The organism is Amycolatopsis alkalitolerans (assembly GCF_006152065.1).
Taxonomy (GTDB): Bacteria; Actinomycetota; Actinomycetes; order Mycobacteriales; family Pseudonocardiaceae; genus Amycolatopsis_E; species Amycolatopsis_E alkalitolerans.
The window spans coordinates 415,656-435,248 of record NZ_VDFW01000001.1 but is presented as its reverse complement, the minus strand read 5'-3'; the positions used below and the strand labels follow the sequence as shown (position 1 = coordinate 435,248).

Annotated in this window: 14 protein-coding genes and 1 pseudogene; 9 read left to right on the top strand and 6 right to left on the bottom strand. The window is 69.6% G+C overall.

All coding sequences use genetic code 11. From position 1 onward, the window contains the following. Positions 1–25 precede the first annotated feature (25 nt). The 3 genes from FG385_RS01920 to FG385_RS01910 all read right to left on the bottom strand — a co-directional run bounded on the left by FG385_RS01920 (position 26) and on the right by FG385_RS01910 (position 3,923). Positions 26–715, bottom strand: a complete 690-nt coding sequence (locus tag FG385_RS01920) for a FadR/GntR family transcriptional regulator (RefSeq protein WP_139094800.1) — start codon at positions 713–715, stop codon at positions 26–28. Positions 716–845: 130 nt separating this feature from the next. Then, complete coding sequence (locus FG385_RS01915) at positions 846–2,162, bottom strand: YncE family protein (protein WP_139094799.1); 1,317 nt, start codon at positions 2,160–2,162, stop codon at positions 846–848. Between the two features lie 24 nt (positions 2,163–2,186). Further along, a complete protein-coding gene (locus FG385_RS01910; RefSeq protein ID WP_139094798.1) occupies positions 2,187–3,923 on the bottom strand; it encodes a bifunctional metallophosphatase/5'-nucleotidase in 1,737 nt (578 codons plus the stop codon). Positions 3,924–4,095: 172 nt separating this feature from the next. Here FG385_RS01910 and FG385_RS01905 point away from each other — a divergent pair, with 172 nt between their 5' ends. From FG385_RS01905 to FG385_RS34640, 4 genes and pseudogenes are all read left to right on the top strand, one after another. Beyond that, entirely contained in the window at positions 4,096–4,917 is an 822-nt protein-coding gene (locus FG385_RS01905) for a helix-turn-helix transcriptional regulator (RefSeq protein WP_139094797.1), read from the top strand. 98 nt (positions 4,918–5,015) lie between these two features. Next, positions 5,016–5,633: a hypothetical protein gene (locus FG385_RS01900; RefSeq protein ID WP_139094796.1), complete on the top strand. Its 618-nt coding sequence runs from the start codon at positions 5,016–5,018 to the stop codon at positions 5,631–5,633. Continuing rightward, positions 5,626–6,543 carry a hypothetical protein gene (locus tag FG385_RS33740; RefSeq protein ID WP_160148703.1) on the top strand — a complete coding sequence of 306 codons (918 nt, stop codon included), beginning with the start codon at positions 5,626–5,628 and terminating at the stop codon, positions 6,541–6,543. The genes FG385_RS01900 and FG385_RS33740 overlap by 8 nt, the downstream gene beginning before the upstream one ends. Then, a pseudogene (locus tag FG385_RS34640) lies at positions 6,540–7,538 on the top strand (acyltransferase family protein); the annotation flags it as partial. The gene FG385_RS33740 and the pseudogene FG385_RS34640, both read left to right, overlap by 4 nt. Positions 7,539–7,556: 18 nt before the next feature. On the opposite strand, the gene FG385_RS01890 reads toward FG385_RS34640, so the two are convergent. Continuing rightward, on the bottom strand, positions 7,557–8,816 hold the full coding sequence (locus FG385_RS01890) for an MFS transporter (RefSeq protein ID WP_139094794.1): 1,260 nt from the start codon (positions 8,814–8,816) through the stop codon (positions 7,557–7,559). Further along, positions 8,807–9,292 carry a MarR family winged helix-turn-helix transcriptional regulator gene (locus FG385_RS01885; protein ID WP_327436810.1) on the bottom strand — a complete coding sequence of 162 codons (486 nt, stop codon included), beginning with the start codon at positions 9,290–9,292 and terminating at the stop codon, positions 8,807–8,809. The genes FG385_RS01890 and FG385_RS01885 overlap by 10 nt, the downstream gene beginning before the upstream one ends. 331 nt (positions 9,293–9,623) lie before the next feature. Here FG385_RS01885 and FG385_RS01880 point away from each other — a divergent pair, with 331 nt between their 5' ends. Further along, positions 9,624–10,208: an HdeD family acid-resistance protein gene (locus FG385_RS01880; protein ID WP_139094793.1), complete on the top strand. Its 585-nt coding sequence runs from the start codon at positions 9,624–9,626 to the stop codon at positions 10,206–10,208. On the opposite strand, the gene FG385_RS01875 is transcribed toward FG385_RS01880, so the two are convergent. Beyond that, positions 10,171–11,448: an alpha-amylase family protein gene (locus tag FG385_RS01875; RefSeq protein WP_139094792.1), complete on the bottom strand. Its 1,278-nt coding sequence runs from the start codon at positions 11,446–11,448 to the stop codon at positions 10,171–10,173. The two genes, FG385_RS01880 and FG385_RS01875, sit on opposite strands and share 38 nt — an antisense overlap. Positions 11,449–11,510: 62 nt before the next feature. On the opposite strand from FG385_RS01875, the gene malQ reads away from it, so the two are divergent. Genes malQ through treZ form a run of 4 tightly spaced genes read left to right on the top strand, consistent with a single transcriptional unit; the run spans position 11,511 to position 19,592 of the window. Further along, positions 11,511–13,490 (top strand): 4-alpha-glucanotransferase, encoded by a 1,980-nt coding sequence (malQ, locus tag FG385_RS01870; RefSeq protein ID WP_139094791.1) that lies wholly within the window; start codon positions 11,511–11,513, stop codon positions 13,488–13,490. 11 nt (positions 13,491–13,501) lie between these two features. Beyond that, entirely contained in the window at positions 13,502–15,631 is a 2,130-nt protein-coding gene (glgX, locus tag FG385_RS01865) for a glycogen debranching protein GlgX (protein WP_139094790.1), read from the top strand. Beyond that, the gene (gene treY, locus FG385_RS01860) at positions 15,628–17,889 is read left to right on the top strand and encodes a malto-oligosyltrehalose synthase (protein WP_139094789.1); all 2,262 of its coding nucleotides are present in this window, start codon (positions 15,628–15,630) and stop codon (positions 17,887–17,889) included. The genes glgX and treY overlap by 4 nt, the downstream gene beginning before the upstream one ends. Beyond that, positions 17,886–19,592, top strand: a complete 1,707-nt coding sequence (treZ, locus tag FG385_RS01855; RefSeq protein WP_139094788.1) for a malto-oligosyltrehalose trehalohydrolase — start codon at positions 17,886–17,888, stop codon at positions 19,590–19,592. The genes treY and treZ overlap by 4 nt, the downstream gene beginning before the upstream one ends. Position 19,593 lies beyond the last annotated feature (1 nt).

The window sequence follows — 19,593 nt, the reverse complement described above, 5'->3', positions numbered from 1 at the left end:
TGTCTCCTACGGGTCGTGTCCGGGCTCAGCCGAGCCGCTCGGTGATGTCCTCGCGAAGCTGGTGCAGGTGCTCGCGCGTGAGGCGCTCGGCCTGTGCCGGGTCGCCGTCGCGCACCGCCTGGAAGATCGCCAGATGCTGGTCGTAGTCACGGCGGCGGTCGTGGATCAGCACGCGCACCATCCGCTGCTCCCGTGCGCGCACGGTCAGCAGCGAGTCCACGACCTCGAACAGCACCTGGTTGCGCGACGCGCTCGCGAGCTCCCGGTGGAAGTTCAGATGCGGACGGTTGTCGGCCAGATCGCGCAGCGCGGTGTCGAGCGCGAGCTCCAGCTGGGTCAGGTCGTCTTCGGTCCGGTGCGCCGCCGCGAGCGCCGCGATGCCCGGCTCGATCGTGATCCTCGCGTCGACCATCTGCAGCACCAGTTCGTCCTGCAGGGGCGCGGAGTTCGGGTTCGCCATGAGCGTGCGGTGGAGGCCAGCACCGACGTAGACGCCGGACCCGTGCCGCAGCCGCACGGCGTCGGTGGCCTGCAGGCGGCGCAGTGCCTCGCGGATGGTCGGCGGGGTGACGGAGAAGCGCTGGGCCAGCTCGCGAACGGTGGGCAGGGGGTCGCCCGGGGACAGCCGCAGTTCGGCGATCAGTTCCAGTAGGCCGGTGGCCAGCCGGTCGGACAGGCTCGGCCCGTTCCCGGTCGTCTCAGCTCGTCGCGTCATCGCGTACTCCGTTCTCGCGCAGAATTGATTAGATCACTTAGTCAATTCTGGGTCAAGAACGAGCGCGAAGCCTGGGGCCGCCGTCGCGGCGGCCCCAGGCTTCGGGTGTGCGGTCAGATCAGGCGTCGCGTCATTCGTGGTGGAACATCGCCTTGCCCTTGTCGAACCAGACGTAGACCGCCATGTCGGGACCGGCCCTGGTGTAGTCCTGGCTGTGGTCGGGTTCGGAGGGACCGGGAGTACCGCCGACCCAGACGTTCGCGGTCTCCACCAGCTTCGCCATGTCGATGACGGAGTAGGCGCGCCCGGGCCGTTCGGAGACGATTCCCTTGCTCCAGTCCTCGCTGAAGGTGATGTAGTGGGAGCCGATCCGCTCGGTGGGAATGTTCTTGACGAACGTCGGCGGTTCGTCGCCGTGCAGCTTCACCACCGTCACGAAATTGTCGTAGCGGTTGGTGACCAACGCGTAGCCGTCCGCGGGACCTCCCGGGAAGAAGGCGATGTCGGCACCGAGCCCGGCCGGGATCAGCGCCTCGAGCCGGCGCTCGCGAATGTTGATGACGCTGACCGCCGAAGCGTCCTGGTTGCCGATGAACAGCCACTTGCCGTCGGGAGAGATCCGGGGGTTCAGCCGCTGGAAGGCCGACGGCGGGAGATCGGTGCGGTGCGTGCCGCCGATGCCGATCTGGTCGGTCACCTTGAGGGTGTCGACGTCGACGAACGTCGCGGTGTTGCTGCGGGCGTCGGCGGTGACGAGGAACCTGTTGTCAAGCGTGGCGGACATGTTGAACGGACCGTCGCCCACCGTGACCTTGCCGATGACCTGGTAGGTGTCGGCATTGATGACGGTGACGGTGTTCTCGCCGAAGTTGCACACGAACAGCCGCGGCCCGTGTTTGGTCTTGACGTACTCGACGTAGTTCGGCCGGTCACCGACCGGGATCGTGGCCTCCGTCTTCCGCGAGTTGATATTGATCGCGCTGATGCTGTCGCCGTCGAAGTTCGCGCTGTAGGCGACCGCGCCGTTCGGGTTGAACTCGAGGTGCCGCGGGCCCAGCCCGGTCTGGATCTCGCCGGTGAACTCGTTCTTCACCATATCGAAGACCTTGATGGACGAGGTCGGCGCGAAGCCCATCACGAACGCGAAGTTGCGTCCCGGGATGGCCATGAAATGGTGCGGCCTGGAGAGGCCGTCCGCCCTGTCCGAGGGAACCGGCACCTCCTTGATCATCTTGTTCGTCCCGGCGTCCCACACCTTGACGCTGGACGGCCCGGTGATCGCACCGGGTTCCGAGGACGGTGTGACGGTGTAGATCCTGGGGGCAAGGCCGAACCGGGCCGCTGCCGGATCACCGGCAGCCGGGTTGGTGAGTGCGACGAGCATCGCGACGGCCGCCGCGATGACGAGCAGGACGGATATCCGGCGACCTCTTGCTGCTGTATCCATAGCGCTTCCTCCGTTCCTTCCGGCTCAGTGGAACTCGTAGCCGGTCCCGGGCAGCTGCCCGAGCGCGGTCTGCGGCAGATCCGTCGCGGTGACGCGGCCCTCCAGCCGGGGTGCGACCGGAGAATTCTTGGCCAGGTACTCCGTGACGGCGTCGTGAATGGTGAAGCCGAGCGCGGTCTTGTTCCCGACGCCCTTGATGCGGCACAGCACGTCCGGCGGGTCGCCACCGCGATCGCAGGCCAGCACCCGGTACACGCGGTTCGGGTCGAGGGGCGCGCCGGCGATCTTGATCCAGTTCACCCGGCTCCCGAACGGTTTGCCGGCGGTGAAGTTCACCTCCATCCCGCGCATCCGCACCACCCAGCCCCCGAAGCGCTGGGCCGGATCGGCGGCGAAGACGTTGTTGAGTTCCTTCTCCATCCATGGCTTCAGCAGCGCACCCGAGACGTCGGCCACCTCCGCCTGTGAGTTGACCGGCAGCATGCTCCAGAGGTAGTTCTCGGTGATCTGCGCGATACCGCCGCGCCCCGGTACCAGCGGTGGGCCGAATCGGAACCCGTTGGACAACGCGACATCAGGACGTGCCTTCTCGTACAACGCGTCGGTGATGAGGTTGTCCATCGGCGTTTCGAGGATGTAGTAGCGGAGAATCGGCGTCTTCGTGCGGCCGATCACCTTCTCGAGACGGGCCTTGTACGGACCGGTGGCTTCGCTGACCGCGTGGCGCATCTTCGGGTTCTCGACGTAGCGGCGCTCCGCCACCTCGATCAGTTCGTAGCCCTGTTCACGGACCTTGCCGTTCTCCACCACCACGTCCAGGCGCCCGACGAACGAACCGAAGGCGCCGGGCTCGGTCACGCGGCAGTATTTGCCCTGCAAGGGATCGCGGATGCGCTCGTGGGTGTCCGCGCCCAGCACGTAGTCGACTCCCGCCATGTAGGGCTCCGACGCGAGCCCTACCTGCTGCGCGATCCCCATATGGGTCATGGCGAGCACGAGCTCGCAGTGCTCGTCCTCGCGCAGCATGCGGATCTGCTCGGCCGCGTTGTACTCGGGCTGCGTGAACTTGATTCCGGCGCTGTACGCGGGGTCCTGGCGGACCGGAACCATCGGGTCGTTGAAGCCGACGACGCCGATGCGGACGCCGGCGATGTCCACCACGTGGTGTGGCAGGAAGAGCGGTCCACCCGCACGGCCGTTCTCGTCGTGGAACATGTTCGTGCAGACCACGGGCGCGCCGTAGTCGTTGATCACCTTGAGGAGCTGGTCCTTGCCGTAGACGACCTCCCAGTTGCCGGGGATCACGAGGTTGTAGCCCATCTCCCGCATGATCGGAGCCATCACCTCGCCCCGGCTCAACGCCGCGTAGCCGCTGCCCTGGAAGCAGTCGCCGCAGTCGAGCAGGACGGTGCCGCCGGGGTTGTCCGCCCGCACCCCGTCGACAAGGGTCTTGATCCGGGGGAAGCCACCGACCCGCCGGTAGGCCGGGCGGCCGTTCTCCCAGAAGAACTCGTCGTGAGTCTCGATCTGACCGTGGATGTCGGCCGTCTGCAGGAGCGTCAGATGGCTTGCCTTCCCGCCGGCGACGGCGCGGCTGCGCCGGATCGATTGCCGCGCCGCCGTGCCCTCTCCGGCCTCCGCGGCCACGGTGGGCCCGAAGGTCACCGCGAGCCCGGCCACGCCGACGGCCTTGAGCAGGTCGCGCCGAGTGGTCCGGAACGCATCGCCCGATCGAGAGGGCTCGGTGTGCTCTTCGCGCATAGCGTCACCCTTCGTTGGTGTTCGCCGGTGACCCGGCCAGAACAACTCACCGCGTCGCCGCGTTGGACTTCCATAGACGCCGCATCCAGATTTCCTGGAAGCCTGTTCAGGGGCCGCGCACACTGGAACCGGGCAGATCGGACTGTTACCTTGAGCCGGTGGTAATGGCGCCATGATCGGGGCAGAAGAGGAGCGCGTCGCCGGACGGCTGCGTCTGGTCGGCGCCGCGCTACTGGTTGTCATGTGGGCGGTTTTCGATCCGTTCGCGGGATGGATGGCGATCCTGATCGCCGGTGTCGCCGCCGGGTGGACGGGCTACCTGGAATGGGCCATGCGGCGACGGGCCGAGGTGCCGGTGCGGCTGCACGACGTTTCGCTGGTGCTGGACGGCCTTCTCGCCACTACCTGTTACCTGGTGTTCCTGCCGGATCCTGACGCCATCCCACCGGTGCTGTTCCCCATCGTCGTGTTCCGGTTGAGCGTCCGGTACGGCCGGCTGGGCGCGCTGTCGGGCGTGGGCGTGTTCGGCCTGGCGATCGTCATCCGCGCCGTCGTGAAGGTGTCGCGCACGAACGGCGAGGTGCGCCCCGCGGTGCTGGTTGTCTGGGTGCTGGCCGCGGCGGCCACGGTCGCGCTGGCCATGGAGGTACGCCGCCAAGCGCTGCGGCGGCATGCCCACCCGGCGCCCGACCCCCAGCCGTCCGGCGACGATTCGCTGGCCGCCCGGCTCGTCACCTGGCACGACCATGCCTACCAGGATCCGACCCTCACCCGGCGGGAATGGGACGTGTTCGAGTTGCTCGGGCAAGGCGCCGACTGCCAGCAGATCGCGCGCCGGTTGTTCGTCACCGTCAGCACGGTGCGCAACCATGTGCACAACATGCGGGTGAAACTCGGGCTTGCCTCGCGCGAGCAGCTGATCGACCTGGCCCGCGAGGCGCACCGGCTGCGCGCGGCGGAGCCTCCGGCAAGCCAGGAGCTGGACGGGAGTTAGCCGAGTCGCCGGGAATCGATTCGACGACCACCGCGCGCCGGTGGCCCGGTCGTTTGCGAAACTTGCCCGGGTCGATTCCGGGCTGGGGGGTGAGAGGCGTGATGGCGCAGGTACGCAGGCCTGACCGTGGCACCCTCGCCGGAATCACCGTGCTGGTGGTGCTCGCGCTCGGCTGCGCGCTCACCTACCAGCATTTCGCGTCCCGGCTGCCGGACCTGAACTACCAGACGCTCGCCGCCACCGGCGAAGAAGGCCGGATGGCGCGTGACGGGCTGGCGCTGGCCGGCTTCGGCGAGTCCGACGGCTATGACTACGTGCACACCTTCACTCAGGTCGTCGCCATGAAGTTCCTGAGCGATCATGAGATCGCCGCGTTCAGGCAAGGGCAGCCGAGCGCGGCGCGGGCGAAGGTGGCCGAGACCCCGCGGGGGCGGGTCGTCGCGGTCGTGGTGAAGATGGCGAGCCCGCAGGCAGCCCGCGACGCCGCCGCCGCACTGGACCGGCTCCAGGTCGACGCCGGGATGCGGCGTGCGCCGGCCCCGCCCGGGGTGCACCGGGTCGAGATCGGGGGAGCGTCGCCGGACGGCCGGGTCCACTACGCGCACGGCCAGTTGCTGGTCCGCGTGGACCTCGCGGCCGCACCCGGCGTCCCCCTCGGGCCCGCGTTCACCCAGGTGATCGGCAGTCAGCTCGAGGAGCTGTCCGCGGATGCGTGAACCGGACCCGCGACCCGGGCTCCGGGTCGCCAGCGCGATCGCCGTCGTCCTGGTGCTCTACAGCTACTTGGGCGCGCTGTGGCTCAACCGCCACGGCTACTCCCCCGCCACGCTCGTGGCGATCCGCGACTGGCTGAACAAACCATCGGGGATCAGCCAGGACTTCGGCGTGCTGGGTGTCGCCGTCCTCCTGCTCGTAGCCGGTTTCCGCGTGGCACAAGGGATCCCGGTGCGTCGCATGCTGGTGGTGACGGTGCCGGTTCTCGTGGTCGCCGTGCTCGTGGGCGGCGCGGCGCGGCTTCTCGGCGGTGAGCCGTATGCCGGGCTTCTCTGGCCGCTCGCCGTCGCGGCGCTGGGCACCCTGCTGGCACTCGCGACCCGGCGGCTGCACCCGGTGGCCGGTACCGCCGTGCAACTGGTGGTCATCGGCGATCTCGTGCTGTTCGGAGCCGACGGGCCCGCCGCGCTGCACGAGGCGGGCCTGCTGGCCGGGTTCTCGACGCTGTTCGTGCTCGGCGAGGTGATCGGCTACGTGCGTGCGCACCGCCTGCCCGCGCTCGCGGGCGGCGCGCTGGGGGCGATCGCATTCGGGGTGCTCATCATGACCGACCACGGCTACGCGGAATGGCACGGCTACTGGTACCCGGTGACCGCGCTGTACGCCGTACTGATCGGCCTGCTCTCCGCCCCGAGCGGGCAGGTGGCCGGTGAGACGGCACTCGTGCGATGGCTCGCCTCGCGGGCTCTGTGGCTGATCGGGGCGGCCTGCGCGGCGGGCTGGACCGTGCTCGGCCTCGGCTACCAGCGGATCCCGCTGCCCGTCTCGCTCGTGCTCGCCGTGCTCGTGACCGGCGCGCTCGCGGAGGCGGGGTACCGGTTCGTCCAACGGCCGCTCGGGGATGCGCGGTGAGCCGCCCGGACCGCCTGCACGGGCTGGACCTGCTGCGGGTGCTCGCCTCGTGTCTGGTGATCTACGAACACATCGCCGCCTATTTCACGCTCTCGCATCAGCACTGGTGGCTGACCGACTGGGCGGAGGCGGAGATCGTCGGCGGCCTGCACCTCAACGCGCTCCTCGGCTTTCTCGGGGTGTGCACGTTCCTGATGATCAGCGGGGTCGTCGTCACGCACGTGACCGCGCGCGAGGGTCCGTGGACGTTCCTGTACCGCCGCGTCAGCCGGCTCATGCCGCTGCTGTGGGTGGTCACCCCGCTGGTCTGGCTGCTGATCAACTTCGGCCTGCAGGTCTCGTCCACGCGCGATCCGCGGCTGGACCTCGGCGATCTGCTCTCCGGCATGGTGCTGTGGAACTTCTTCCAGCGGCCGCAGATCGGGCTGGTCGGATCCACCTGGACGCTGTGGATCCAGCTCATCTTCTACTGCTATGTCGCGGCGGCCATCCCGCTGTTGCGCCGAAGACCGTGGTTGCCCCCGGCGATCATGGCCCCGGTCTGCTTCGTCGCGATCCTGCTGTCCACCCTGTCCCGCAACTCGACCACCGGCTCGCTGCACATGTGGGCCCACCAGATCGGTCAATGGGCGGTGTACCTGACGGTGCTGTGCATCGGCCAGCTCATCTCCCTCGTGCACGCCCGCGCGGTGCACCGCTATGTCGCGCTGGCCATCGGCGCGGTGCACGTGCTGCTGTTCATCTGGGCCGACCGGATCGGCGGCTTCACCTTCCAGGGCACCGCGATGCCCCGCACGCTGCTCGTGGTGACCGCCGTGGTGCTGCTGATGATGCGCGCGAACGGCCGGGTCAGCCGGTCCAGGGTGATCGCCGGCTGGTCGCGGCGGACGTACGCGATCTACCTGGTGCATCTGGCCTGCATGTACCCGCTGATGAACCTGCTCGTCCCGCGCGTCGGCCCAGAACTGGGCGTACTCGCCGGGCTCGCCGCGGCGGCGTTCGTTTCCGAGGTGCTACACCGGTTCGTCGAGATGCCCGCCGAGCGGTTCCTGCGTTCGCGCCGCCGCCAGCCCCGGCGTACGCCAGACGACGGCGAGCACGGCGGCCACGCAGAGCAGCCCACCGCTGAGCAGGGCAGCCGCGCCTGACGTCGCCCCGGCGACCAGCCCGGCCCGCATGTTGCCGACATCCGGGCCCGCCATCCCGACCATCTGCTCCGCCGCGCTCACCCGCCCGCGCAGGCGATCCGGCGTATGGAACTGGACCACGGTGCCGCGCGAGACGACCGAGACGGTGTCCGCGGCGCCGGCCAGCACCAGGAAACCCAGGCCCAGCCACGCGTTCGGGGCGATCCCGAACAGCGCGAGCGCCAGGCCCCACGCCGCCGAGCCGGCGACCATGACCAGCCCGGGCCGCGGCAGGCGGGTGAAGGTGCCGGACAAGATCGAGGCGAGCACGCCGCCGACGGCGATCGCGGTCAGGAACAGGCCCAGGGTGCGCGGGTTGCCGCCGAAGCGTTCGGCGTTGATCAGCGGGAACAGGCTGATCGGCATGGACAGCACCGTCGCGGCCAGGTCCGTGAGCAGCGCGCCGCGCACGACGGGGGTACGGACCAGGAACGACAGGCCGTCGAGCACGCCGCGCACGCCCGGCCGCGACGGTTCGCCGTCCGGGCGCATCGGCGGCAGGCCGAAGGCACCGTAGAAGGCCAGCAGGAACGTCGCGGCGTCGACCGCGTAGCAGCCGCCGGGACCGAGCCAGCCCAGCAGCACCCCGGCGACCGCCGGGCCCAGCAACATCGCGCCCTGGAACGAAAACCCGTTGAGCGCGAGCCCGGCGCCGAGCTGTTCGGGCGGCAGGAGCCGGACGACGACCGCGCGCCCGACCGGACCCCCGCCCGCGACGAAGGTGGCCTGCGCGGCGACCACCAGCAACACGAGCAGCACCGGAAGATGCCCGAGAAAGCCTTGTACCGCAAGGACGACCGAGCAGACCGCCTGCCCGGTGAGCGCCCCGAGGTAGAACTTCCGGCGTTCGACGCGATCCGCGAGCGATCCGGCGAACAGCCCGAAGGCGAGGATCGGAAGCGCCTGCGCGAGACCGGCCGCGCCGGTCCAGACGGTGCTCGAGGTCGTCTGCCAGATCTGGAACAGCAGGGCGACGATCGTCATCTGGCTGCCGAACACCGAGAAGGTGCGGCCGATCCAGAACCGGCGGAACGCGGGCGAAGATCTCAGCGGGCCGATATCGAGCAAGGCATGTCTCACCGCCACGCCGGATCCTCGGCGAGCCGCTCCGCGATCCGGTCGTGGAAGCTCTTGCGGCCCAGGGCTTCCTGGATGTCGGCGACCACCCTGGTCAGCGGATACGGGACCTCGGCCTCGAGTTCGGCTACGGCGGCCTCGGTCGCGCGCCACTCGGCCGCCAGCCGGCCGACGACGCGCTTCGCCTTCGCGGTCAGCGTGACCCGCTTGCTGCGCGCGTCGGAGCCCGCGACTGTGCGCACCAGACCGGCGGCGCGCATCGCGGAGACCTTCTGACTCATCGCCGAATGGGTGCGCTCCACGGATTCGGCCAGCTCGGTGATGGTCATCGGACCGCGGGCGTCCAGGCGGATCAGCTCCATCACGAAGCTCGTCTTGAGCCCTTCGATCCGCGCTTCGCGGTAGAGGCGGTCGATATCGGCGTCCATCGCGTCCAGCAGCAGGCGCAGCGGGCGCCACCGGCTCTGCTCGGTGGGATCGGTCACCGGCCAAATGTAACAGCACTTATATAAGCACTGTCAAATCCGGTGCCGGCGGGCACGGGTTACGGGTGCTGGTGCGCGCGTCGCAGGCCGAGCGGGTGCCGGACGTCGCGCCGGTGCCCGACGAGGAGTTCGTGCGCCAGGTCGAGGGGATCATCAGCCTCGGCGGCGACGGGACCACGCTCGGCGCGATGCGGTCGTCGTCGACCGGCCGGCACGCACGCGAGCCGCAGCCTGCTCGACCTGCCGCTGCGCCCCGACCAGTTGCTCGAGCTGACCCCCGGCGAGATCCGCCAGCGAGCGCAACTGGACCAGCCCGCTTAAGCTCGGCGGTATGGTGACGAATCCGCCATACCGCCCGTTCGGGCTCGGCACGGCTGAAGGCATCGGCGAAACCGTGCGCAAGGTGACCGGCAGGTGGTGGCTGGTCGCCCTGTTCGGCCTCGCGACCGCTGTGCTCGGGATCCTCCTGCTGGCGGACCTCGCGACCGCGGTCGGGGTGCTCGCCGTGCTCGTCGCGGTCGCCCTGATCTTCGAGGGGTTCAACGAGCTGGTGATGGCCGACCGGGCGCGGCGGCGGTGGCCGTCCTACCTGCTCGGCGTCGTCTGGCTCGTCGTCGGCGTGATCGCGCTGGCCTGGCCGGGCATCACCCTGCTGGCCCTCGCGGCGACCGTCGGGGTGGGCCTCATCGTCGCCGGTGCCCTGGAGTCGGTGATGGCGGTGACCACGCGTGCGCCGATGTGGGGGCTGTCGCTCGTGCTCGGCATCCTGACGGTGCTCATCGGCGTCGTCGCGCTCGCGTGGCCCGGGATCACGATCCTCACCCTCGCGATCTGGCTCGGCATCTCGCTGCTCTTCCGCGGGATCGGCATGATCTGGTTCAGCCTGATGCTGCGCCGGGTCCATCAGGTCGCCTGAGCACCACCCAGCTGTGCCCCGGCACGGGCCTGCCGGGTCCTTCCTCGGACGAGGGCGCTCCGATCACCGAGAACCCGCTGGTGTCCAGGGGAAACCGGTACGGCTCGTCCCCGATGTTCAGCAGCGTGAGCACCTCGCCTTCGGCTGAGTGCGCCCGGAGCGCGACGGCCCGGTTCGTCAGGTGTTCGACCGAGGTCTGCGCGCGCACCAGCCACGGGTCGCGGCGGCGCATCCCGATCAGCCGCTGGTGCAGCCGGTAGGCCGGCCAGCCGAACGGGGCGAGTTCCGCCGGGTCGCGCGGGAACCGCGGGCGGATCGCGTCATCGCCGCCCTCGCGCTCCTCCTTCAGTCCGCGGAACGCCTGCTCGTCGCCGTAGTAGATGCTCGGGATGCCGCCGAGCGTCATCAGCAACGCCAGCGCGTGCCCGAAATGCCGCTCGTCGGTCAGGCAGGTGGCCAGGCGCGTCACGTCGTGGTTGCCGACGAACGTCTGCGGCACGAAGGTTTCGAGGAATCCGGCGTGCCGCTTCAGCGCCCACGCCAGTTCGAAGAAGTTGGCGTCGTTGAGCGAACTCCAGATCGCCTTCCACAGCTCGTACTGCGTGACCGAGTCCAGCCCGCTTCGCTCGGCGTACGCGGCGTAATCCCCGTGCAGCACCTCGCCGAGGAACCACGCTTCGGGATGCCGTTGCCGCACCGAAGGCAGCACCTTCCGCCAGAACTCCGGCCGCACGGCGTACGCCGCGTCGAGCCGCCACCCTGCGGCACCGCGCTCGAGCCAGTGGTCCAGCACCCTCGCCACGTACCGGGCGACGGCGGGATTCTCATGGTCGAGCGCGACGAGGTGCTGATGCCCTTCGAAAACGTCGTACGTCCCGTCCGCGCGGCGCCGGAACCACTCGGTGTGCTCGAACCGCCTGCTCACGTGGTTGAACACGCCGTCGAGCACGATCCGCACCCCGCGCTCGCGCGCAGCGCCGATCAGCCGGTCGAAGTCCTCGTCCGTACCGAGGCGCGGGTCGATACGGAAATGGTCGATCGTGTCGTAGCCGTGGGTCTCCGCCAGGAACACCGGGCCGAGCAGCAGCGCCGAGCAGCCGAGTTCGACCGCGTAGTCCAGCCAGTCCACGAGTCTTCGCAGCCGGTGCCGGTCCGGCTCGTCGGACAGCACCCGCGGCGCGCCGGTGAACCCCAGCGGGTAGACCTGCCAGAAGATCGCGTACTCGGCCCAGCGAACCATCCGTGCTCCTTGTCTCATGCCCAGCGGTAGCGCGGCCCGGGCCGGACCGCGATGCTTTACGGGTGCAGCAGGACCTCAGCGACCTCACCGCACTCGCGGACGCCTACGGAGTCGCCACCCGGTACGAAAACGCCGAGCAGCGCGAGGTCGTCGTCGACGCCGAAGTCGTGGTCGCGGTGCTCGCCCAGTTCGGCGTCGACGCTTCGACCCCCGAAGCGATCCGGCGTGAACTGGCGGCGGTCCGCGAGACCCGTGAACGTACCGTGCTGCCTCCGACCCTGGTGCTCGGGGAGGGCACCGGGTACGAAACCGGCCCGGCCGTGGTGCACCTGGAAGACGGTACGCGGCGTGAGATCGAGCGGTTCATTCCCGACGATCTCCCGCTCGGCTGGCACCGGGTGGTCACGGCGGAGCAGGACGTCGTACTCGCCGTCGTCCCGAACAAGCTGCCGGACGTGCCGCCCGCGTGGGGCTGGATGCTGCAGCTGTACGCGCTGCGCTCGGACGAATCGTGGGGCGCCGGGGACTACGGCGACCTTGCGGAGTTCGCCCGCCGGTCCGCGAAGGACCTGGGCGCGGGCGTGCTGCTGGTCAACCCGGTGCAGGCGATCAGCCCGACTCACCCGGTCGAACGCTCGCCCTACTCCCCGTCCAGCCGCCGCTTCGCGAACCCGCTCTACCTGCGGGTCACCGACACGAAAGCGTTTGCGGACGCGGACGCCCCGACCCGCGCGCGCGTCCGCGCTCTCAAGCCGGAACGCCGTGAGGGACCCCCTCATGCCCTTAAGTGCCGTGAGGGGGTCCCTCACGGCACCGAACTGATCGACTACGACGCCGTGTGGAGTGCGAAGCTCGCCGCGCTCGAACTGTTGTGGCCAGGCGAAACGGCGGAGCTCGACCCCGCGCTGGACGCCTTCGCGACCTTCGGCGCGCTCGCCGAGAAACACGGCCCCGACTGGCGCGAATGGCCCGAGCCGCTGCGCGATCCGGGCAGCCCCGAGGTCGTCAAGGCGCGCGAGGAGCTGGCGGACCGCGTCGCCTTCCACGGCTGGCTCCAGCACCTGTGCCGCGAGCAACTCGACGCCGCGCGCGAGGCCGCACAGGAGATGCCGGTCGGCATCGTGCACGACCTGCCTGTCGGTGTGCACCCGGGCGGCGCCGACACGTGGGCGCTCGGCGACGTCTTCGCGCCACGCGTGACCGTCGGCGCGCCGCCCGACGCGTTCAGCCAGCAGGGCCAGGACTGGAACCTCCCGCCCTGGCGGCCCGACCGGCTCGCCGAACTGGGCTACGCACCGTTCCGTGACGTCCTGCGCGGGGTGCTCCAGCATGCCGACGGCATCCGCATCGACCACGTCGCGGGCCTGTGGCGGCTGTGGTGGATCCCGCCGGGCGAGCCGCCTTCTCGCGGGACGTACGTGCATTACGACGCCGAAGCGATGATGGGCGTGCTCGCGCTCGAAGCGCACCGGGCGGGCGCGGTGGTGGTCGGCGAGGACCTGGGCACGGTGGAGCCAGAAGTCACCGAGACGCTGCACGAACGCGGCGTGCTCAGCTCGGCCGTGCTGTGGTTCCAGCGCGATTACGACACGCCGGGGCATCCGTTCATTCCGCCATCCGAGTGGGATCCCGAATCCATGGCGAGCATCACGACCCACGACCTGCCGACCGTCGCCGGCTGGCTCACCGGGGAACACGTGCGGGTCCGCGCTGAACTGGGCCTGCTCGACGGCGACCGGGAGTACGAGGTGGCCGGCCGGGAACGGGAGGACCTCACCGATTTCCTGGCCGGGCAAGGAATTCCCTACGAGGACATGGTGGCCGCGCTGCACGCGCTGCTCGCCTCCGCCGCCTCCCGCCTGCTGCTGACCGCCCCCGCCGACGTCGTCGGCCAGCGCCGCCAGCCGAACCTGCCGGGCACCGTCGAGCAGTACCCGAACTGGCGGATACCCTTGCCCGTCACCGTCGACGAGTTCTTCGCCGACGAGCGCGTCCGCCGCCTGATCACCACCCTGCGGGCGGCCCGCCCGTTGCCCGACTGAGGAGATGCGAGTTGCCGCCCTGGCCCGGAACGCCTTACCCGCTTGGCGCCACCTATGACGGTGTCGGGACCAACTTCGCGCTGTTCTCCGAGGTCGCCGACCGGGTCGAGCTGTGCCTGATCGACGAGGAGGGCAAGGAAGAGCGCGTCGTGCTGCCCGAGGTCGACGGGTTCGTGCACCACGGCTACCTGCTGGGTATCGGTGCCGGCCAGCGGTACGGCTACCGCGTGCACGGGGCGTACGAGCCCGAGAACGGGCATCGCTGCAATCCGAACAAGCTGCTCATCGACCCGTACGCCAAGGCGATCTCCGGCGGCCTCGACTGGGACGAGTCGTTGTTCGGGTACCCGTTCGGCTCCCCCGGCGGGCGCAACGACGGGGATTCGGCCGCACACGTACCGCATTCGCTGGTGGTGAGCCCGTTCTTCGACTGGGCCGACGACCGGCCGCCGCGCACCCCGTACAACGAGTCCGTCATCTACGAAGCCCATGTACGCGGGCTGACGATGAACCATCCAGCGGTGCCGCCGCGGCTGCGCGGGACGTACGCCGGGCTCGCGCATCCCGCCGTGGTCGAGCATCTCAAGCAACTCGGCGTGACGGCGATCGAACTGATGCCGGTGCACCAGTTCATCACCGACCACGGGCTGACGCGGAAAGGCCTGCGGAACTACTGGGGCTACAACACGATCGGGTTCTTCGCCCCGCATGAGGGTTACGCGGCGCTGCCCGAACAGGCCGGTCAGGTGCAGGAGTTCAAGGGCATGGTCCGCGCCCTGCACGAGGCGGATATCGAGGTCATCCTCGACGTCGTGTACAACCACACCGCGGAGGGCAACCACCTCGGCCCGACGCTGTCCATGCGCGGCATCGACAACCAGGCCTACTACCGGCTGGTCGACGACGAACCGCGGTACTACATGGACTACACGGGCACCGGGAACTCGCTCAACGTGCGCAACCCGCATACGTTGCAGCTGATCATGGACTCGCTGCGGTACTGGGTCACCGACATGCACGTGGACGGGTTCCGGTTCGACCTCGCCGCTACGCTGGCCCGCGAGTTCTACGACGTCGATCGCCTGTCCACCTTCTTCGATCTCGTGCAGCAGGACCCGACGGTGAGCCGCGTGAAGCTGATCGCCGAACCGTGGGACGTCGGGCCCGGCGGTTACCAGGTCGGCAACTTCCCTCCACTGTGGACGGAGTGGAACGGGAAGTTCCGCGACACCGTGCGGGACTTCTGGCGTGGCGAGTCGGCGACACTGGGCGAGTTCGCGTCCCGCATCGCCGGTTCCTCCGATCTGTACCAGGACGACGGCCGCCGCCCGTTCGCCTCGATCAACTTCGTCACCGCGCACGACGGGTTCACGTTGCAGGATCTGGTGTCCTACAACGAAAAGCACAACGAGGCCAACGGCGAGGACAGCCGCGACGGCGCGGACGACAACCGCTCGTGGAACTGTGGCGTCGAAGGCGAGACGGACGATTCCGGGATACTGGCGCTGCGCGAGCGGCAGAAACGCAACTTCCTCGCGACGCTGCTGCTGTCGCAGGGTGTGCCGATGCTGCTGCACGGCGACGAGATGGGCCGCACGCAGCAGGGCAACAACAACGCGTACTGCCAGGACAACGAGATCTCGTGGGTGGATTGGGATCTGGTCGACGCGAACCCGCATCTGGTCGACTTCACCGGCCGGCTCGCGGAGTTCCGGAGGCGGCATCCGGTGTTCCGGCGGCGGCGGTTCTTCCAGGGCAAGCCGATCCGCAAGAGCGACGAAGTGGCCGACATCGCCTGGTTCACCCCGTCCGGGAGCGAGATGAAGGAGCAGAACTGGGACGACGGCTTCGGCAAGTCCGTCGTCGTGTTCCTCAACGGCGAGGGTATCCCCGATCTCGACCAGCGCGGGATGCCGGTGCGCGACGACTCGTTCCTGATGGCGTTCAACGCGCATTACGAGGACATCGAACTGACCATTCCGGACGGTGAGTACGGCGCCGAGTGGGCGATCATGATCGACACGGCGAACGGCGAGATCATCGAGGAACCCGGCGAACCGGATGTCGCGGCCGGCGGCAAGGTCACGCTCGCGGCCCGGTCACTGATGGTGCTCCAGCGGATCCGCGAGGTCGCCGGATGAGCGTGCCGAGCTCGACCTACCGGCTGCAGCTGCGCCCCGGGTTCACCTTCGCCGATGCCCGGAACCAGGTCGGCTACCTGCGGAAGCTCGGCGTGGGTGCGTTGTACGCGTCGCCGGTGCTGGACGCGACGCCGGGCTCGGCACACGGCTACGACGTGGTCGATCCGGCGCGTGCGCGGCCGGAGCTGGGTGGAGAGCCCGGTCGGCAGGCGCTGGCGCGGGAGCTGCGAGAGGCCGGGCTGGGCTTCGTCGTCGACATCGTGCCCAACCATATGGCGGTGCCGAACCCGTGGTGGCTCGATGTGTTGCGGCACGGGCAGTCCTCGGCCTACGCGTCCTATTTCGACATCGACTGGAGCCGTGGCCGGATCCTGCTGCCGGTGCTCGGTGACGACGTGGAGCTGAAGATCGAAGGCTCCGAACTGGTGTACTACCAACACCGCTTCCCGATCGCACCCGGCACCGAAGGCGGGACTCCCGACGAGGTGCACGCGCGGCAGCATTACGAGCTGGTGCACTGGCGGCGCGGGAACACGGAACTGAACTACCGGCGGTTCTTCGACATCACCTCGCTCGCCGCGGTGCGCGTCGAGCTGCCCGAGGTTTTCCAGGCCACACACGGGGAAGTGCTGCGCTGGGTCGCCGCGGGCGAGGTCACCGGGCTGCGCGTGGACCATCCCGACGGACTCGCCGACCCCGGCGGGTACCTGCGCGCGGTGCGGTCGGCCGCGCCGGACGCGTGGCTGGTCGTGGAGAAGATCCTGCATCCGGGCGAGGATCTGCCGCAGAGCTGGCCGGTGGACGGCACGACCGGATACGACGCGTTGCGTGAGATCACGGGGGTTTTCCTCGATCCCGCCGCCGCGCCCCGGTTCTCCCTGCTCGCCGGTTCGCCGGACTACCACGCCGTCGAGGAGGACGCGCGGCGCCTGGTCACCGACACGATCCTGGTCGCGGAGATGCGCCGGATCGGCGCGCTGGTGCCCGATGGTGCCGAGGCCGTCGCCGAGCTGATGATCGCGTTCCCGGTGTACCGCTCGTATTTGCCGGAGGGTTCGGCGCACTGGGCGCTCGCGGTCGAACGGGTCAAGGTGAAACGCCCCGATCTTGCGTCCACAGTGGACCTGGTCGATCGCCTCGTGCGCGGCGAACCACATGGCGAGGTCGCGACGCGGATCCAGCAGACCTCGGGCATGGTCGTCGCGAAAGGCACCGAGGACACGGCATTTTACCGGTACACGCGATTCGCGGCGTTGAACGAGGTCGGCGGCTCGCCGGACCATTTCGGGCTCGGTGTCGCCGAGTTCCACGACCTTGCCGCCGCGCGCGAGGCCGGACATCCCGCGACGATGACCACGCTGACCACCCACGACACCAAGCGTTCCGAAGACGTGCGGGCCCGCCTCGCCGTGCTATCCGAGTTGCCGGACGAGTTCGCCGACGCGGTGGAGCGGTGGACCGAGAAGTGCGGGATCGACGAACCCGCGCTGAACCTGCTGGCCTGGCAGACACTGGTCGGCGCCTGGCCGATCAGCGCCGAGCGGCTGCGTGAGTACCTGCTGAAAGCCGCCAGGGAAGCCAAGATCCGCACCACATGGACCGAGCCCGACGAGGAATTCGAGGCGGAGATCGCGGCCTGGCCCGCGCGGGCGCTGGACGAGCCGGACGTCGCGGCGTTCGCCGAGCGGATCAAGGCGGCGGGCTGGTCGAATGCGCTGGGGCAGAAGCTGATCCAGCTGACCGCGCCCGGCGTACCCGACGTATACCAGGGCACGGAGCTGTGGGATCTGTCCCTTGTGGACCCGGACAACCGGCGTCCGGTCGACTACGGCGTCCGGCGCGAGCTGCTCGAGAAGATCCTCGGCGGCGAACTCCCCGAGATCGACGACACCGGCACGGCGAAACTCCTGGTGGTGCACAAGGCATTGACGCTGCGGCGTGAGCGCCCCGAGCTTTTCCGTGGCTACCGCCCACTTCACGCGGAAGGACCGGCGGCCGCGCACGCCGTGGCGTTCGCCCGCGCCGGGCTCGTCACCGTGGCAACCCGCCTCCCGGTCCGGCTCGCTTCGACCGGGGGCTGGCGCGACACGGTCCTGCCCCTGCCACCCGGCACCTGGACCGATGCACTGACCGGCAGTGCCGTGAGGGGGTCCCTCACGGCACATAAGGGCATGAGGGGGTCCCTCACGGCAGTTCCGCGGGTGGGGGAGCTGCTGACGCGGTATCCGGTCGCACTGCTGGTGCGGGACGGCGCATGAGTTTCCGAGTGTGGGCCCCGGGGCAGCAGCGGGTCCGCGTGCGGGTCGATGGCGTCGACCACGAGATGGCCCAACGGGGCGAGTGGTGGTACTCCGAGGTCGCGGGAACGGACTACTCGTTCCTGCTCGGGGACGGCGAACCTCTGCCGGATCCGCGCTCGGCGTGGCAGCCCCACGGCGTCCACGAGCCCTCGCGCGTCTACGACCACAGCGCGTTCGCCTGGACGGACCAGGTCTGGACAGGCCGCGCGCTGCCCGGTGGGGTGCTGTACGAACTGCACATCGGCACGTTCACCGAAGGCGGCACCTTCGACTCCGCCATCGAAAAGCTGGACTACCTCGCGGATCTCGGCCTCACGTTCGTCGAGGTCATGCCGGTCAACTCGTTCGACGGCACCGCGGGCTGGGGCTACGACGGCGTGCTGTGGGGTGCGGTGCACGAACCCTACGGCGGGCCGGACGGGTTCAAGCGGTTCGTGGACGCGTGCCACCGGCGCGGGCTGGCCGTGGTGCTCGACGTCGTCTACAACCACCTCGGGCCCTCGGGCGCGTACCTCGACCGGTTCGGCCCGTACTTCGCCGGGCACAACGACTGGGGTCCCGGCCTCAACCTCGACGGCGAGGGTTCCGACGAGGTCCGCCGCTACGTCATCGACAACGCCCTGGGCTGGCTGCGGGACTTCCACGTCGACGCGCTGCGCCTCGACGCCGTGCACGCGCTGTCCGACCGCCGCGCCACGCATCTGCTGGAGGAACTGGCCGTCGCGGTGGAAGCGCTTTCCGCGGCCGTCCGCAGGCCGCTCACGCTGATCGCCGAGTCGGATCTCAACGACCCGAAACTGGTCACCCCGCGCGAGGCCCACGGGTACGGGCTGCACGCGCAGTGGTCCGACGATCTGCATCACGCGCTGCACGTCGCACTGACCGGCGAGAAGAGCGGCTACTACGCCGACTTCGCCGCACCCGGCGCGCTGGCCCGCACGCTGCGGGAGGTCTTCTTCCACGCCGGCACCTGGTCTTCGTTCCGCGGCCGCACTCACGGGCGTCCGGTGGACACGCGCACCGTGCCGGGGCACCGGTTCCTGGCGTACCTGCAGAACCACGACCAGATCGGGAACCGCGCGACCGGCGACCGCCTGTCCGCCTCGGTGTCGCCGGGCCGGCTCGCGTGCGGGGCCGCGATCGTCTTGTGCTCGCCGTACACGCCGATGATCTTCATGGGCGAGGAATGGGCGGCGAGCACGCCATGGCAGTTCTTCGCCTCGTTCCCGGACCCCGCGCTGGCCGAGGCGGTCCGCACGGGCAGGCGCCGGGAGTTCGCCCGCCACGGCTGGGGCGAGGCGGAGGTTCCCGACCCCATCGACCCGGCGACGGTCGAACGTTCGCGCCTGCCCTGGACCGAACGTGACGAACCGGGCCACCGGGAGATCCTGGAGCTGTACCGGTCCCTGATCGCGCTCCGGGCCGAACGCGCTGAACTGGCGGATCCGCGGCTGGACCGGTTCACGGTGCAGGCCGAGGGTTCCACACTTGTCCTGCACCGCGGCTCCCTGCGCCTGGCGGTGAACCTGGGCCCGGAGCCGGTCACGGCCCCCTTGGACGGCGAAGCCGCGGGAATCCTGCTGTCCTGGGGCGACGCGACGGCGTCAGAGCGCGCCGCGACGCTGCCGCCAAAGACGTTCGTGCTGGTGGACCTGCGTTGAC

What these genes read in the sequence shown, in the direction of transcription:
- FG385_RS01920 (WP_139094800.1), bottom strand. Translation starts at nt 715, where the DNA reads ATGACGCGACGAGCTGAGACGACCGGGAACGGGCCGAGCCTGTCCGAC.
- FG385_RS01915 (WP_139094799.1), bottom strand. Translation starts at nt 2,162, where the DNA reads ATGGATACAGCAGCAAGAGGTCGCCGGATATCCGTCCTGCTCGTCATC.
- FG385_RS01910 (WP_139094798.1), bottom strand. Translation starts at nt 3,923, where the DNA reads ATGCGCGAAGAGCACACCGAGCCCTCTCGATCGGGCGATGCGTTCCGG.
- FG385_RS01905 (WP_139094797.1), top strand. Translation starts at nt 4,096, where the DNA reads ATGATCGGGGCAGAAGAGGAGCGCGTCGCCGGACGGCTGCGTCTGGTC.
- FG385_RS33740 (WP_160148703.1), top strand. Translation starts at nt 5,626, where the DNA reads ATGCGTGAACCGGACCCGCGACCCGGGCTCCGGGTCGCCAGCGCGATC.
- FG385_RS01880 (WP_139094793.1), top strand. Translation starts at nt 9,624, where the DNA reads ATGGTGACGAATCCGCCATACCGCCCGTTCGGGCTCGGCACGGCTGAA.
- FG385_RS01875 (WP_139094792.1), bottom strand. Translation starts at nt 11,448, where the DNA reads ATGGTTCGCTGGGCCGAGTACGCGATCTTCTGGCAGGTCTACCCGCTG.
- treY (WP_139094789.1), top strand. Translation starts at nt 15,628, where the DNA reads ATGAGCGTGCCGAGCTCGACCTACCGGCTGCAGCTGCGCCCCGGGTTC.
- treZ (WP_139094788.1), top strand. Translation starts at nt 17,886, where the DNA reads ATGAGTTTCCGAGTGTGGGCCCCGGGGCAGCAGCGGGTCCGCGTGCGG.